The 15,237-nt window shown below is 61.2% G+C and carries 12 protein-coding genes; 4 read left to right on the forward strand and 8 right to left on the reverse strand.

Annotated elements, in window-relative coordinates:
* Positions 1–97: 97 nt before the first annotated feature.
* Genes MMS95_RS04660 through MMS95_RS04670 form a run of 3 tightly spaced genes read right to left on the reverse strand, consistent with a single transcriptional unit; the run spans position 98 to position 5,945 of the window.
* The gene (locus MMS95_RS04660) at positions 98–2,764 is read right to left on the reverse strand and encodes a PEP/pyruvate-binding domain-containing protein (RefSeq protein ID WP_015376885.1); all 2,667 of its coding nucleotides are present in this window, start codon (positions 2,762–2,764) and stop codon (positions 98–100) included.
* Positions 2,761–4,776 carry an FAD-dependent oxidoreductase gene (locus MMS95_RS04665; RefSeq protein WP_226882939.1) on the reverse strand — a complete coding sequence of 672 codons (2,016 nt, stop codon included), beginning with the start codon at positions 4,774–4,776 and terminating at the stop codon, positions 2,761–2,763. Before MMS95_RS04665 ends, MMS95_RS04660 begins: the two co-directional genes overlap by 4 nt.
* A complete protein-coding gene (locus MMS95_RS04670; RefSeq protein ID WP_226988558.1) occupies positions 4,773–5,945 on the reverse strand; it encodes an acyl-CoA dehydrogenase family protein in 1,173 nt (390 codons plus the stop codon). Before MMS95_RS04670 ends, MMS95_RS04665 begins: the two co-directional genes overlap by 4 nt.
* A gap of 390 nt (positions 5,946–6,335) precedes the next feature.
* Here MMS95_RS04670 and cueR point away from each other — a divergent pair, with 390 nt between their 5' ends.
* Complete coding sequence (gene cueR / locus MMS95_RS04675; RefSeq protein ID WP_015376888.1) at positions 6,336–6,737, forward strand: Cu(I)-responsive transcriptional regulator; 402 nt, start codon at positions 6,336–6,338, stop codon at positions 6,735–6,737.
* Here cueR and MMS95_RS04680 read toward each other — a convergent pair.
* Positions 6,734–7,195 (reverse strand): NfeD family protein, encoded by a 462-nt coding sequence (locus MMS95_RS04680; RefSeq protein ID WP_015376889.1) that lies wholly within the window; start codon positions 7,193–7,195, stop codon positions 6,734–6,736. The two genes, cueR and MMS95_RS04680, sit on opposite strands and share 4 nt — an antisense overlap.
* Before the next feature lie 2 nt (positions 7,196–7,197).
* Positions 7,198–8,103, reverse strand: coding sequence for an SPFH domain-containing protein (locus MMS95_RS04685; protein ID WP_004940203.1), 906 nt, complete (start codon positions 8,101–8,103; stop codon positions 7,198–7,200).
* A gap of 325 nt (positions 8,104–8,428) precedes the next feature.
* On the opposite strand from MMS95_RS04685, the gene cfa reads away from it, so the two are divergent.
* Positions 8,429–9,580, forward strand: a complete 1,152-nt coding sequence (gene cfa / locus MMS95_RS04690) for a cyclopropane fatty acyl phospholipid synthase (RefSeq protein WP_015376906.1) — start codon at positions 8,429–8,431, stop codon at positions 9,578–9,580.
* A gap of 127 nt (positions 9,581–9,707) precedes the next feature.
* On the opposite strand, the gene MMS95_RS04695 is transcribed toward cfa, so the two are convergent.
* From MMS95_RS04695 to tesA, 3 genes are all read right to left on the reverse strand, one after another.
* A complete protein-coding gene (locus MMS95_RS04695; protein WP_076740492.1) occupies positions 9,708–10,562 on the reverse strand; it encodes a co-chaperone YbbN in 855 nt (284 codons plus the stop codon).
* A 77-nt stretch (positions 10,563–10,639) separates the two neighbouring features.
* Positions 10,640–11,416, reverse strand: coding sequence for an SDR family oxidoreductase (locus MMS95_RS04700; RefSeq protein ID WP_004940195.1), 777 nt, complete (start codon positions 11,414–11,416; stop codon positions 10,640–10,642).
* Positions 11,417–11,442: 26 nt separating this feature from the next.
* On the reverse strand, positions 11,443–12,081 hold the full coding sequence (gene tesA / locus MMS95_RS04705; protein ID WP_198524994.1) for a multifunctional acyl-CoA thioesterase I/protease I/lysophospholipase L1: 639 nt from the start codon (positions 12,079–12,081) through the stop codon (positions 11,443–11,445).
* Between tesA and ybbA the strand changes: the two genes are divergently transcribed.
* Together ybbA and ybbP are read left to right on the forward strand one after the other, a co-directional pair.
* Positions 12,052–12,738 carry a putative ABC transporter ATP-binding protein YbbA gene (ybbA, locus tag MMS95_RS04710; protein WP_004940192.1) on the forward strand — a complete coding sequence of 229 codons (687 nt, stop codon included), beginning with the start codon at positions 12,052–12,054 and terminating at the stop codon, positions 12,736–12,738. The two genes, tesA and ybbA, sit on opposite strands and share 30 nt — an antisense overlap.
* The gene (ybbP, locus tag MMS95_RS04715) at positions 12,735–15,167 is read left to right on the forward strand and encodes a putative ABC transporter permease subunit YbbP (RefSeq protein WP_242141426.1); all 2,433 of its coding nucleotides are present in this window, start codon (positions 12,735–12,737) and stop codon (positions 15,165–15,167) included. The genes ybbA and ybbP overlap by 4 nt, the downstream gene beginning before the upstream one ends.
* The last annotated feature ends 70 nt before the right edge of the window (positions 15,168–15,237 follow it).

Below are 15,237 nucleotides of genomic sequence, written 5' to 3' on the forward strand. Positions count from 1 at the left end.
CGACGGTCTCTGCAGGCGGCGGTTGCCGCGCGCATCACCTTCGTTGAATTGTGCTGTTTTCAGGCGGATGGTTTACCTTCGCCGGATGTGGTGCTGACTAGCCATCGGCACGTTCTCCGCGTTGAATAATGACCGTCCCGCTGTCGCCGTCGAGAATCAAGGTGTCGCCGCTGTTGATCAGCTGGGTGGCGTTCTTGAGATTGACCGCCGCGGGGATGCCGAATTCGCGTGCGACGATGCAGCTGTGGGACAGCGCGGAGCCGATATCGGTGACGATGCCCGCCGCCAGCGCGAAGAGCGGGGTCCAGCTGGCGTCGGTAAAGCGCGCCACCAGGATTTCGTTGGGCTGCAGCTCGCCGGCCTGCGCCAGCAGATCGGTGATGACGCGCGCCTTCGCCACCACTTTGCCGGGGCTGGCCGCCAGGCCGGACAGCATGCCGGCGGCGTTTTCCGCCGTGGGGGCTTTCATCCTGGGCTGATACCCCCCGACGATCGCCATCGGCGGCTCTTCCGCATGCAGGTTCAGCAGATGCTGGTGGCGATTGCGCTCGATCAGATCGGCGGCGAACGCCTCCTGCGCCGACTGTTCCCCCGCCATAAACGCGCGGAAGCGCTCGAAGTCCACATAGGGCAGATCGGCCTGTTTGACCAGGCCTTGCGCCTCCAGGCGCCGCAGCACTTCCAACATGATGCGGCGGTAGAACCAGGTTTCGGTGACGAAGGTTGGCCGGGTCGCTTCGCGGCGTTCGGCCATCACGCCATACAGCTTGGTGATGAACTTCAGCTTCATCCGGCCAAACCAGGGCATCGCTTTAAGCAGCGTCGCGCTGTCTTCATGGCGCAGCCGCTCTGTTTCCCGCAGTTTCGTGTGCAGATCCACCGGATGTTGCAGATACATTTTCATCACTTGCAGCAGGTAGCTGGGATCGTCGTTCCAGCGCGGAAGACTCAATTCGAACTCCTGGCGGCCACGGGCGCCGAACTCGAACAGGAAGGCGCTGAAGTCGCTTTGCCAGAAGGCGCGCGATTCGGGATCGGTGGGCAGGACGGTGACCAGTTCCTGTGCGCTGTGTCGCTCGAACACGGCCTTCAACGCCGGTTGACGATTGACCGTCTCCACCAGGCTGAGAATGCCCAGCGTGACTTCGATGGTGCGCAGGTTGTTCATCGACGCCTTGATGCGATTTTGCAATCCGTTGCCGCGGCCTTTGAGGTAACGTTCGCAGGTCAGCGCCAGCGCATCGTAGAGCGCGAACGACTGAAGGAAGAAGGGCATATAGGCGGCGCAGCTGTCGAGGAAGTAACCGTCGATGCGGCTGAGTTCCCGCTCCAGCTCCTGATGCGTCATGGTGGTCAGATCCAGCGCCAGAAAGCGGCGCGTCTCGCGCTGGCGCAGGGCGATCATGGCATCGACGGTCGCGCCGGCGCTGCGCAGGTTATGCCTCTGCTGTTTCAGCCAATGCCAGGCGCTCTTGAGATAAGCCCATCCCTGTACGCCGGGGCCATAGGGGTTTTTGTACCCGCTGAAATCGATATCGGCGGTGGCGTAGCGGGTCGTGAACTTCATTTCGTCGCGGGTGGGCGGGCATTGGCGGAGCATGTAGGCCGATCCGGAGATATTCAGATAGACGTAGCCTTGCAAATACCCCATATAAATCTGCCAATCGCCGATATCCGCCAGCCCCATGGTTTTGATCGCCGGGCCATGAATATGCTTTTGGTAGAACTGGCAAAACGACAGCCCCAGCGGCGTCATCAAGCCGGTGACGATCTCGCCGGTGTCCATTCGGGAGAAAAAGGCCCGTTCCTTGATCGCCGGATCGCTTTCCCACGGGTTGGCGTAAAGCATCTGAACCGGTTTGGCCTGCGTGGTGATCGGCCGCGCCTGCAGGAGCCACACGCGATCGTCTTTCACCGCCCATTCGATATCCAGTTCCGCGCCGTAAATCATCCGCGTTTGCCTGGCCAGCCTGGCAAGCTGTTGCAGCTGTTCCGGGGTTAGGCTGGGGGCGTCTCGCCTGACTTCAGGCGTTTGCAGCAGCGTGACCCGTCCCTGCGGATCGCGTTGGCAATAGTGCGGTTTGTGACGAATTTGCCGCTCGCGGATCTCGCCGCTCGCCTTATCCAAAATGAAGCTGTCGGTGGTGACCTGTCCGGAGACCACGCCTTCCCCCAGCCCCCAGCAGCTGTCGATGACGATGTGGTTGGCATCGCCTGTCAGCGGATCTTGGGTAAACATGACGCCGGCGGCGTCTGCATCCACCATGATTTGCAAGACGACGGCGATATCGCTCTGCGCCGCCGATGTCCGGCTATACTGGGCGGCGCGTTCCGCCCAGAGCGACGCCCAGCAGGATTGCACCTTGCGCACCACCTCGTCATCCCCGCGCACGTGCAGGTAAGTGTCGTATTGCCCGGCGAAAGAGTGGGTCAGGCCGTCTTCTTCCAGCGCCGAAGAGCGCACGGCGAGCGAGGCGCCGTCGCCCAACTGTTTGCAGGCGTGACGGATCGCCAGATCGAGCGGGGCGGGGATGGCGGTGCTCAAAATCATATCGCGCACGTTGCCCGGCGCGCCCGTGTCGAGCAGCGCTCCCGGCACGGCGAATTCGATAAACTGCCGGTAAGCCTGCGCGGTGATGCAAAACGCCGGCGGCACCGGCAAGCCCGCCTGAATCAAATGATTCAACGAATGGGCTTTGCCGCCCAGGCGATGGGGTTCCAGCGTTTTATCGCCGGAAAGTTCAACCACCAGGGTAGGATTCATGACATCACCTCCGCAGGCGTAACGGGCATTGCGAGGCGTTCTCTCACCGCTTTGGCGGCGTTCAGCCCGGCTAACACCGCGCTTTCGATATTACCGATGCCCACGCTGTCCTGATTGGCGAAGTGAATATTCTCAAACGGCATGCTGGCCTGGTGAAACACGCCCTGAGCCTGTTGTCCGGCGACCGAGGTCACCAGACCCGCGGGCCAGAACCAGATTTGAATGTCTTCAATGATGTCGGCGTCAATGCCCATGTTGCCCAGCACTTTGGCGATTTCGACATAGGTCTGTTGCTGCAGCGCCGGGAACTCGTTCTGCGCGGTGCGACCTTGCCGCTCTGGGCGAGTGGTCGGTTTGAGCAGGGTTAATACCCCGGTTTCCGCGCTGAGGTGATTGTCCATCCAATTGGCGATCAGGCAGGTGCCGGCTTTGCTCCAATAGTAAGGTGTGCGGGTGTTTTCCGGCTCGATCAGATAGCCGCCGAACGAGTGTTCGAGGATCGGCTTTTTCAACAGCACGTTCGCCAGGTAGTAATCTTCATGGCGGATCTGACGGATCGCCGCCAATTGCTCTTTGGGCAGGGTGGGTAACCAGGTGGGCACATGCGTTTTGGGGGCTGCCCAGATCACTTGTTTGGCTCTGATTTCGCTGGCCGCGCCATTGACGCTGAACCGGATCACCGTTTCGTCGCCGCCGGGCGTGATGGTTTGAAGCTGTACGCGGCTTTGCAGCCTGACGTTGTTTTGCTCCTCAAGATAGTCGAGCAGACCGGCGCTGATGCTGCCGTTACCGCCCGGCAGCGTGACCAGATTGCCGCGTAAATACCCCACCAGGAAGTGCAATCCGACATAGGCGGAGACTTCGCGAATATCGAGACATTCCACGCGCAGCGTGGTGCTGACGGCATTCTCTACCAGCTTGCCGAATTTTCTCGGTGGCCGCAGATCCGCCGGGATCTGATCCAGTTTGTGCGGTTCGAACAGATAAGTGTACAGCGGGATAGTGTCGAGCAGCGCCATATTCGCTTTGCTCCAGGCGCTCTGCGGCGTCCAGGGCAGGCTGGGGTACCGCTCGCCGCGCGGCGAGAAGGTATCGAGGAAGGCGTACAGATCGGCAAAGATCGGATCGCCCAGCTGTTTTGCCGCGATAACATAAGGTTTACCGATCAAGGCATGCAGGAATAGTTGTCCCGTCAGGCGCCAGACGGCGGGTTTCAGCAGGTAGACCGGCTGTTTGAGAAAACCAACGACGACTTCACCCAGGCATCGGAGCAGCAAGAAGGTATCGAAAAACACCAGCGTGTCCTTTTCATTGGACTTGTAGGCGCCGCTCAGACCGATTTTCTTCAGCAGTTGCAACATGAACGAACCCGGCAATGGCTCCTGGAAGCAGACGCCGGCGATGGGAAACTTCAGGCGATTCACCGCGCGGTAGCGCGCGTTGCCGCCAAAGGAAGCGCTTTTTTCCAGCACCAGAACCCGGCGTTCGGTCAGTTCGCTGGCCGCGGCCAAACCGGAGACGCCGCCGCCGATGATCACCACGTCATACTCGCCGTCCAGCGTGGGGGTTACCGAGCCGGCTGACGCCGGCGTGGGCGTGGAAAAGTCGCGCGTGGGGAACGTGCGTGGCTTGGGTTTGCGGTGGTGTTGCTGCCGCAGCATGTACAGCGCCGCCAGCGCGAAAATCGCATCGAGCAATATGACCTGCGGCTGGGCGCGGTGCAGGATCGTGACAAATCCCGCCATCATCAGCAGCTGGCAGTAGATGATCAATGTCGTCCAACGCGGGTTGAACATCAAGACCGCACCGGAGGCAAACAGCGCCACGCCGATCAGCGCGTTAACCGCTGTACCCTGCGCCGCCAGCCAAGCCGTCGCCCCGGCGTACCAGGTGCCCTGGTTCGCCACGGCCGCCTGCTGCAGAATATCGGCGACGTTTTCCAACTGAGGGAAGGCTTTCGCCAGGCCGGCCAACATATAGAGCACGGCAAAAACGCGTTGAACGATCATCATGCGCCTCCCCGCAGACCCAGCTTGCGGGCGACAATTTCTTTTTGTATCTCGTTGGTGCCGGAGAAGATCCGGCTGGGGATCACGTTCAGCAAGTGGCGCACCAGACCGAGTTCTTGATCCATGCCGGCTCCGCCGAAGATTTGAATCGCGTCCAGCGCGGACTGCACGGCATATTCGGAAATCAACAGTTTGCTCATTGCGATGTCGATCTCGGCATCCTGGCCCCGATCGTGTTTCCAACAGGCGCGGTAGAGCATTAGCCGACACTGTTCCAGACGCAGTTTCATCTCGATGATGCGGTTGGAGACGGACTGAAATTGGCCAATCGCTTTGCCGAATTGTCGGCGTTGTTTGGCATAGTCCAGCGCGCTGTCGAACACGCGCTCCATTGCGCCGATAAACAGAGCCGACAGGCAGCCTTTTTCCCAGATCATTGAATCGTGGAAGATGGCGCCGCCGGCGCCCGGCATGCCGAGCCGTTGGGCCTCTGGAATGAAGACGTCGTTGAAGGTCAGTTCGCTCCACGGGCAGTTGGAGAGGCAATCTTTCGGGCTGACGGCGCCTACGTTTAAGCCTGGCATCCCTTTCTCGAGCACAAATGCGGACACGCCCATAAAGCCATGTTCGGGATGGGTTTTCGCATAGACGATGAAGATGTCGGCAATCGGCGCGTTGGTGATGAAAATTTTGTTTCCGTTGAGCCGGTAGCCGCCTTCACAGGGTTGAGCGGTTGATTTCATGGCATAAATATCGGAACCGGCGTCCGGCTCCGTCGCCGCATTCGCCGCGATCAGTTTTCCGGCCGCCAACGCTTCGAGATACTGCGCTTTTAATGCTTCGGAACCGAAGCGGGAAAGCGGGATCACGCAGGCGCACAGATGGGCGCAGAGCGAAAAGGACATGCCGATGTCGCGGCTGCCTTTACCCAGCGCTTCAATCATCAGCGCAGTATCGAGCGCGCTCATGCCCAATCCGCCGAACGCGGTCGTCACGGGGGCTCGGGTAAAACCATAGGCGGCGGCTTGTCGCCACAAATCCAGGCTTAATACCTGCCGTGAAAGCCGATCATGCGCATCCTGATCCAGCACCTCGCGGGCAAAACGCTGAGCGGATTCGCTTAGAGCCTGCTGCTCGCTTGATAAGTTAAAATCCATGACGAACTCCGCCATCGGGTTGAGAGATTAAATTAGCTAATATTTCTAGTTTGGAGGTGGCCAAAACTCAAACAGGCGCAGTAATGGCAAATGTAAATAAATGTTTATTTGTGTGGTCTATTATTACAATTTTGTTAATTTGTGTTTTTATTTTGTTGTTTTAATTGTGTTTTATTTTGTGTTATTTATACACAAAAATTTACATATAATAAAAATCTTAATTTGATCAAATTTTAATAGGTTAGATTGTCTATTGTTTTTTGATGAATACTTTGCAGGTGAAGTATCTATCTTTTGGCTGTGGCTATCGGTTTCTCATCGCTATCGACGGTGGGCGTTGAGGCTTGGTGAGTGGCGGAAAGCGTCTTAAGATAGAGGGTGAGCAGGAGCATTCCGGAGGAAAAAATGAATATTAGCGACGTCGCGAAAAAGACCGGGTTAACCAGCAAGACGATTCGTTTTTACGAAGAGAAAGCGCTGATTACCGCACCGATCCGCAGCGATAACGGTTATCGCCATTATTCCGCCAGGCACGTTGAAGAGCTGACGCTGCTGCGCCAGGCGCGGCAGGTGGGCTTCAACCTGGACGAGTGCCGTGAGCTGGTGGCGTTGTTCAACGATCCGGCCCGCCACAGCGCCGACGTGAAGGCGCGCACGCTGCAGAAGGTGGCGGAGATCGAAAGGCACATCAGCGAACTGGGAGAAATGCGCCAACGCCTGTTGACGCTGGCGGAACAATGTCCGGGCGACGAGGGGGCCGAGTGCCCCATCATCAATAATCTGGCGGGATGCTGTCGTTCGAATTAACGGCTGATGGCGCGGATCACCAGTGTGACCCCTTCCACCGCCACCACTTCCACTTCGGTGCCGGCGGGCAGATCTTCCGCCGCCTGCGCGCGCCAGCTGCTGTCGCCGATATTGATGCGCCCCATGCCGTTGTGCATCGGCTCCGTCAGCGTGGCGCGGGTGCCGATCAGCTGACGGTTGCGCTGGTTGAGCACCGGTGAACCGCCGGACGCGGCCGCCGGGCGCCGGCGCAGCCAGTACCACCACAGGTAGGCGACGACGACGGTCAGGACGGCGAAGATCACGCCTTGCCATTCCCAGGTGAGCGTCGGCAGCAGCCAGATCAAGGCGCCGACCAACAGCGCCGCCACGCCGCTCCACAGCAGGTAGCCGCCGGCGCCGAGCATTTCCGCCGCCAGCAACACGCCCCCGAGGGAGAGCCAGAACCACAGCGGATTCGCCGCGATCAGTTCGAGCATGATTATTTGCCTTTGCTTTCTTTCAGCAGTTCGGTAATGCCGCCGATCGAGCCGAGCAGGCTGCTGGCGTCCAGCGGCATCATCACCACTTTGCTGTTGTTGGAGGAACCGATCTTCTGCAGCGCGTCGGTGTATTTCTGCGCCACGAAGTAGTTCACCGCCTGAATGTTGCCGCTGGCGATGGCGTCGGACACCAGCTGGGTGGCGCGCGCCTCGGCCTCGGCGGCGCGCTCACGCGCTTCCGCCTGCAGGAACGCCGACTGGCGTTCGCCCTCGGCCTTCAGGATTTGCGATTGTTTCTCACCCTCGGCGCGCAGAATGGCCGCCTGGCGCACCCCTTCCGCCTCCAGGATGTCGGCGCGCTTGGTTCGCTCGGCCTTCATCTGGGCGTTCATCGAGGCGATCAGTTCCGCCGGTGGGCGCACGTCGCGGATCTCGATACGGGTGATCTTCACCCCCCAAGGGTTGGTCGCTTCATCGACGATGTGCAGCAGGCGGCTGTTGATGCTGTCGCGCTGCGACAGCATTTCGTCCAGCTCCATCGAGCCGAGCACGGTGCGGAAGTTGGTCATGGTGAGGTTGACGATCGCCTGTTCGAGGTTGCTGACCTCGTAGGCGGCGCGCGCCGGGTCGACGACCTGGATAAAGCACACCGCATCGATGGCGACGTTGGCGTTATCGCGGGAAATCACTTCCTGCGAAGGGATGTCCAGCACCTGCTCCATCATATTGATTTTACGGCCGATGCGGTCCATGAACGGCACCACCAGGTTCAGGCCCGGCATCAGCGTTTTGGTGTAGCGGCCGAAGCGTTCTACCGTCCATTGGAACCCCTGCGGCACAATTTTGACGCCGGCGAACACCACAATCAGCGCGACGACGATCACGATGGGAATAAAAGTAAGCATGCAAACCTCCTGTCAGACATATGTAAACAGATATTACGCCAGCGCCGGAAAAATGCCTACCGATACCGCGACTTAATCCAGGGCGTTGGTGATTCCGCCATAAGCGGAACCGCTGTTCCGAACAGGGAGAAAAACGTTATTGAAATAAGTCTGGCACAGTTGGCAGATAAGTATGCCTAAATGGCATGATTTCAATAATTTTTATTCATTTCATGATGTTGCTCGCCTTGGCTAGAGTAAAAACACCCCCGTGTTTACCGTCAAAAATTTGTCATTTTTATTTGCGACTATGCTTTTTGAAATGACATTTCGGCCAAGGATTGTTATGGATTCGCTCAGTGTTGATGAACTCGCCCAGAAGAAAGACCGCTGGTATCGCATTGTAGAGGAGATGCTGGCCGAAGCCGGCGTCGCCATCAACGGCCCGCGCGCCTGGGATATCCGGGTGCATAACCCGGCGCTGTTCAAACGCATTTTGCAGGAAGGCTCGCTCGGCTTCGGCGAGAGCTATATGGACGGCTGGTGGGAATGCGAACGGCTGGACATGCTGTTTACCCGCATTCTGCAGGCCGGCGTCGATGAGCGGCTGCCGAAAAGCCTGAGCGACATCGCGCGCATCGCCTATGCCCGGCTGTTCAACCGCCAATCGCGCAAGCGCGCCTGGCAGGTGGGCAAAGAGCATTACGACATCGGCAACGACCTGTTCCGGGCGATGCTCGATCCTTACATGCAATACTCCTGCGGCTACTGGAAAGAAGCGCAGACGCTGGAGCAGGCGCAGCAGGCCAAGCTCAGGATGATCTGCGAAAAACTGCAGCTGAAACCGGGCATGACGCTGCTGGATATCGGCTGCGGCTGGGGCGGGTTGGCGCAGTTTGCGGCGCAAAACTACGGCGTCTCGGTGCACGGCGTGACCATTTCAGCCGAGCAGCAGAAGCTGGCGCAGGCACGCTGCGCCGGGCTGGACGTCGAGATCTTGCTGCAGGATTACCGCGATCTGGATCGTCAGTTTGATCGCATCGTGTCGGTCGGCATGTTCGAGCACGTCGGGCCGAAAAACTACGAGACCTATTTCAGCGTCGCGGCGCGCAACCTGAAGCCCGATGGCCTGTTTTTGCTGCACACCATCGGTTCCAATCAAACCGACCTTAACGTCGACGCCTGGATAGACAAATACATCTTCCCCAACGGCTGCCTGCCTTCGGTGCGGCATATCGCCGAGGCCAGCGAAGGGCGTTTCGTGATGGAGGATTGGCACAATTTCGGCGCCGATTACGATCGCACGCTGATGGCCTGGCTGGAGAATTTCAAACGGGCGTGGCCGGAATTGGCGGGCGGTTATTCCGAGCGCTTCGAGCGCATGTTCACTTATTACCTGAACGCCTGCGCCGGCGCGTTTCGTTCGCGCAACATTCAGCTGTGGCAGGTGTTGTTCAGCCCGGCGGGCGTGGAGGGCGGGGTGCGGGTCTATCGCTAATTCCCGTCATCTTTCAAGCTGCTTCTGTGTTGGCTGCGTTTGCGCGTCCCGGTCACTGACTTGAGTAGGTTCCCGGGGACTTGCAAACACAGCCAACAACGATGCGGCTGGAAAGAAGCAGGGTATATCAGTACAGCAGGGAGTACAGCTGGCGGCGATATTTAGCGGCCAGCGCGTCGCCGGTGCCGAGTGCGGCCAGAATGTCCATCAGGGTCTTGCGCGCGTTGCCGTTGGCGGCGGCCAGATCTTTCTTCAGATGCCCCATCAGCAGTTCCAGCGCTTCTTCGTTACGCCCGACCTGATGCAGTTGCAGCGCCAGCTGCACCGCCAGCTCGACGTTGTCCGGCTCTTGCTGCACCTGCTGTTGCAGCTGTTGGATTTCCGGCGTGTCCGCTGCCTGCTTCAACAGTTCAATCTGCGCCACCAGGCCCTGATAGCGGGTATCGCGATCCTGCAGCGGGATAGTCGCCAGCACCGCTTCGGCATCTTCGCTGCGGCTGAGCGCGATCTGGGTTTCGGCCAGCGTCAGACCGATGTCGCTGCGCTGCTGGCTGCTCTGCCAGGCGTCTTTCAGCAGCGGCAGCGCTTCGGCGGCGTTGCCGGCGGCCAGCAATTCCTGCGCCTGCGCCAGTTTCAGATCTTCTTCCTTCGGCAGGAAACGCTGCAGCAGGTCGCGGATCGCTTCTTCCGGCTGCGGGCCCTGGAAGCCGTCGACCGGCTGGCCATCTTTAAACAGGTAGACCGTCGGAATGGAACGCAGCCCGAACTGGGAGGCGATCATCTGCTCGGCGTCACAGTCCACCTTGGCCAGAATGAACTGACCGGCGTATTCCGCCGCCAGCTTGTCCAGCACCGGCGTGAGCTGCAGGCAGTGTTGGCTGCGCTCGGACCAGAAGTAGAACAGCACCGGTGTGGACATCGATTGTTCCAGCGTCTGGTGCAGGTTAGTTTCGTTAATATCAACAACAGCTTGAGCTAGCATCTTTTTTCTCTCTGATCGTGCGGAGCCATGGGGTGTAAATGGGGGCGCGCCGCCATTCTTCAACCCCGTCGGGCGAATTAAGCGTTGCTGCGCAGCAGCCAATCCAGACAGCGGCCCGGCAAAATGCGGCGCAGCACGCTCATCGCGTGCGCCAGCAGGGTGACCGGATAGCGCAGTTTGGCGCGCGGGCTTTCCAGCGCGTGGCGCAGTTTGGGCAGAATGGCCTCCGGCGGCAGCGTCAGGCGCTTGGCGATGCCGGGGTTGTGCACCGGCTTGTCGCTCTGCGCCTGGTTGACGTTCTGGCTAAAGTGGGTGGAGATCGGCCCCGGTTCGATCAGGCTGACCTGAATGCCGCTGCCGTGCAGCTCCATGCGCAGCGCGTCCGACCAGGCTTCCAGCGCGAACTTGCTGGCGGCGTAGGCGCCGCGCCCGGCGCTGGAGACCAGACCCATCACCGAGCTGGTCTGAATGATGCGCCCTTCGCCGTGCGGCAACATTGCCGGCAACAGCAGCTGGGTTAGCTGGTGGGTGCCGAACAGGTTGGTGGCGAACTGTCGCTCCAGCTGGCTGCGCGAAATGCGGCTGAGCGGGCCGTAAACGCCGAACCCCCCGTTATTGAACAGGCCGTACAGGCGGCCGTCGGTCAGCGCGATCACCTCGGCGGCGGCGCGCTCGACGCTGGCGCTGTCGTCCAGATCCAGCTCGATGCCTTCCAGCCCGAGCTGGCGCATGTTTTCCACGTCCTGCGGCTTACGGCAGGCGGCCAGCACCCGGTAGCCGCGGTTGCGCAGATCCTGCGCCGCAATCAAGCCAATCCCGCTGGAACAGCCGGTTATCAATACCGCTTTTTGCATAACTTTACCTAGTGAACGACCCTAATTTAGTGAGACTCATGCTTTACTAGCGGTTCCAGGCGCTCCGCCATCCATGTGGCGATAAACGGCTGAGCGTCCCCATTGGGGTGCAATCCGTCATCCTGCATCCATTCCGGCTTTACCACCACCTGTTCCATATAGAACGGCAGCAGCGGAATGTTGAACTGCTTGGCCAGCGCCGGGTAGACGGCGCTGAACGCCTCGGTATAGCGGCGGCCGTAGTTAGGCGGGATGCGGATCTGCATCAGCAGCGGCTGCGCGCCGGCATGCTGCACCCGTGTGATGATTTGGCCGAGATCGCGCTGTACGTCCTGCGCCGGGAAGCCGCGCAGGCCGTCGTTGGCGCCCAGCTCGATCAGCACCCAGCGCGGCTGATGCTGTTTCAGCAGCGCGGGCAGACGCGCCAGCCCCTGTGCGGCGGTGTCGCCGCTGATGCTGGCGTTGACCAGCTGCGGCGCGCCCGGTTTTTTCTGCCACTGTTCGGCCAACAGCGTCGGCCAGGCCCGCTCGATCGGCAGGCGATAGCCGGCGCTTAAACTGTCGCCCAAAATCAATAAGGTATCGGCGGCGGCAGCGCGTAAACTGAATAATCCCAACAGCAAAAGGAAGGGAAGATGCCAGCGGAAAACGTTCTTGAAGTTCATCATCTTAGTAAACACGTTGGTCAGGGTGAGCATCAGCTCACCATCCTTACCGGAGTCGAGCTGCTTGTCAAACCCGCGCAGACGATCGCCCTGATCGGCGAATCCGGATCGGGGAAATCGACCTTGCTGGGCATTTTGGCCGGGCTGGACGACGGCAGCGAGGGCGAGGTGCGTTTGCTCGGCGAGTCGCTGACCGCGCTGGACGAAGAGGGGCGCGCCGCGCTGCGCGCCAGGAACGTCGGCTTTGTGTTTCAGTCGTTCATGTTGGTGCCGACGCTGAACGCGCTGGAGAACGTGCAGCTGCCGGCGCTGCTGCGCGGTGAGAGCGACAGGCAGAGTCGCGAGCAGGCGGTGCAGTTACTGGAACAGCTGGGGCTGGGCAAACGTCTCGATCACCTGCCGGCGCAGCTGTCCGGCGGCGAGCAGCAGCGCGTGGCGCTGGCGCGCGCCTTCAGCGGCCGGCCGCGGGTGCTGTTCGCCGATGAACCGACCGGCAACCTCGATCGTCAGACCGGCGATCGCATCGCCGACCTGCTGTTCTCTCTCAACCGCGATTTTGACACCACCCTGATCCTGGTGACCCATGACGAAACCCTGGCGGCGCGCTGCCAGCGGCGGTTGCGGCTGCGTGAAGGCAAGCTGTGGGAGGAAGCATGATCTGGCGCTGGTTCTGGCGCGAATGGCGCTCGCCGTCGCTGCTGATCGTGTGGCTGGCGCTGACGCTCTCCGTCGCCTGCGTGCTGGCGCTGGGCAGCATCAGCGATCGCATGGACAAAGGGCTCAGCCAGCAGAGCCGCGATTTTATCGCCGGCGATCGGGTGCTGCGCAGCGCGCATCCGGTGCCGGAAGGCTGGCTATTGGACGCGCAGCAGCAGGGGCTGAAGGTGAGCCGTCAGCTGTCGTTCACCACCATGACCTATGCCGGCGAGCGGCCGCAGTTGGCGGACGTGAAAGCCACCGATCTGACCTATCCGCTGTACGGCAAGCTGGAAACGCGCCCGGCCAACATCAAACCCGAACCGGGCAGCGTGCTGGTGGCGCCGCGCTTGCTGGCGCTGCTGAACGTGAAAGTGGGGGATTCGCTGGAGGTGGGCGACACTACGCTGCGCATCGCCGGTGAAATCGTTCAGGAGCCGGACGCCGGCTTCAATCCGTTCCAGACCGCGCCGCGCATCATGATCAACCTGGCGGACGTCGATAAGACCGGCGCAGTGCAGCCGGGCAGCCGCCTGACCTACCGCTACATGTTCGCCGGCGCCGAGCCGGATATTCAGCGTTACGAAGCGCGGCTGACGCCGCAGTTGACGCCGGATCAGCGCTGGTTCGGGCTGCAGGAATCCGGCAGCGCGCTCGGCAAGTCGCTGCAGCGCTCCCAACAGTTCCTGCTGTTGTCGGCGCTGCTGACGCTGCTGTTGTCGATCGCCGCTGTGGCGGTGGCGATGAGCCACTATTGCCGCAGCCGCTACGATCTGATCGCGGTGCTGAAAACCCTTGGCGCCGGGCGTGGCGCGCTGCGCAAATTGATCGTCGGCCAGTGGCTGGCGGTGATGGCGCTGGCGGCGGCGTGCGGTGGAGCAATCGGGCTGGCGTTTGAAGCGTTGCTGATCCGCCTGCTGAAGCCGGTATTACCGGCTGCGTTGCCCGCCGCCGGCGCCTGGCCGTGGCTGTGGGCGCTCGGCGCGCTGGTGCTGATCTCGCTGCTGGTCGGGCTGCGGCCGTATCGCCAGCTGCTGGCCACCCAGCCGCTGCGGGTGCTGCGCCGCGACGTGACGGCCAACGTCTGGCCGCTGCGCTACTTCTTGCCGGTGACGGCGGCGATCGTGGTGGCGCTGTTGGTGGCGCTGATGGGGGCCAGCACGCTGCTGTGGGCGATCCTGGCGGGCATGGCGGTGCTGGCGCTGCTGCTGGGCGGCATCGGCTGGGGCAGCCTGCTGTTGCTGCGCCGCATCACGCTCAAGAGCCTGGCGCTGCGGCTGGCGGTCAACCGCCTGCTGCACCAGCCGTGGGTGACCATCAGCCAGCTGGCGGCGTTCTCGCTGTCGTTCATGCTGTTGGCGCTGTTGCTGGTGCTGCGCGGCGATCTGCTCGAACGCTGGCAGCAACAGCTGCCGCCGGACAGCCCGAACTATTTCCTGCTCAACATGACCGAGGCGCAGGTGCCGCAGGTGAAAGCCTTCCTGCAGCAGCACCAGATCAAGCCGGAAACCTATTATCCGATCGTCCGGGTGCGCCTGACCGAGATAAACCAGCAGCTGGCGACCGAGCGGGTGCATGAAGACGATCCGGGCGGCGAGGCGGTGAACCGCGAGCTGAACCTGACCTGGTTGGCCGATCTGCCGGATCACAATCCGCTGGTGGCGGGCAATTGGCCGCCGAAAAGCGGCGAAGTCTCGATGGATGAAGGCATCGCCGGGCGGCTGAAGATCAAGCTGGGCGACACGCTGACCTTCAGCGGCGATACCCAGGTGTTCAGCGCCAAAGTCACCAGCCTGCGCCAGGTGGATTGGGAGAGCCTGAAGCCGAACTTTTACTTTATCTTCCCGCCGGGCGCATTGGACGGCCAGCCGCAGACCTGGCTCACCAGCTTCCGCTACGACGGTGACGGCCAGATGCTGACCCAGCTCAATCGCCAGTTCCCGACGCTCAGCCTGCTGGACATCGGCGCGATCCTGAAACAGGTCGGCGGCGTGCTGCAGCAGGTCAGCCGCGCGCTGGAGGTGATGGTGGTGCTGGTGGTGCTGTGTGGCGGCCTATTGCTGCTGGCGCAGGTGCAGGTCGGCATGCGTCAGCGCCGTCAGGAGCTGGTGGTGTACCGTACGCTGGGGGCCGGCAAACGGCTGCTGCGCCGCACGCTGTGGTGCGAGTTCGCCCTGCTGGGGCTGGTGGCGGGCATCGCGGCTGCGGTGGGCGCCGAGGCGGCGCTGTGGCTGCTGCAGAGCCGGGTGTTTGACTTCCCGTGGACGCCGACGCCGGTGCTGTGGTGGGCGCTGCCGCTGGCCAGCGCGCTGCTGCTGTCGCTGTGCGGCGGCTGGCTGGGCGTGCGCCTGCTGCGCGGCAAGGCGCTGTTCCGCAGTTATGAGGGGTGATGTTGGCTTAGCTCGATGAAAAAAGGGGTTAGCTTAAGGCTAACCCCTTTTGCTTTCGGCGGCGTGCGCT

The organism is Serratia sp. PGPR-27 (assembly GCF_022678525.1).
Classification (GTDB): Bacteria; Pseudomonadota; Gammaproteobacteria; order Enterobacterales; family Enterobacteriaceae; genus Serratia; species Serratia nematodiphila.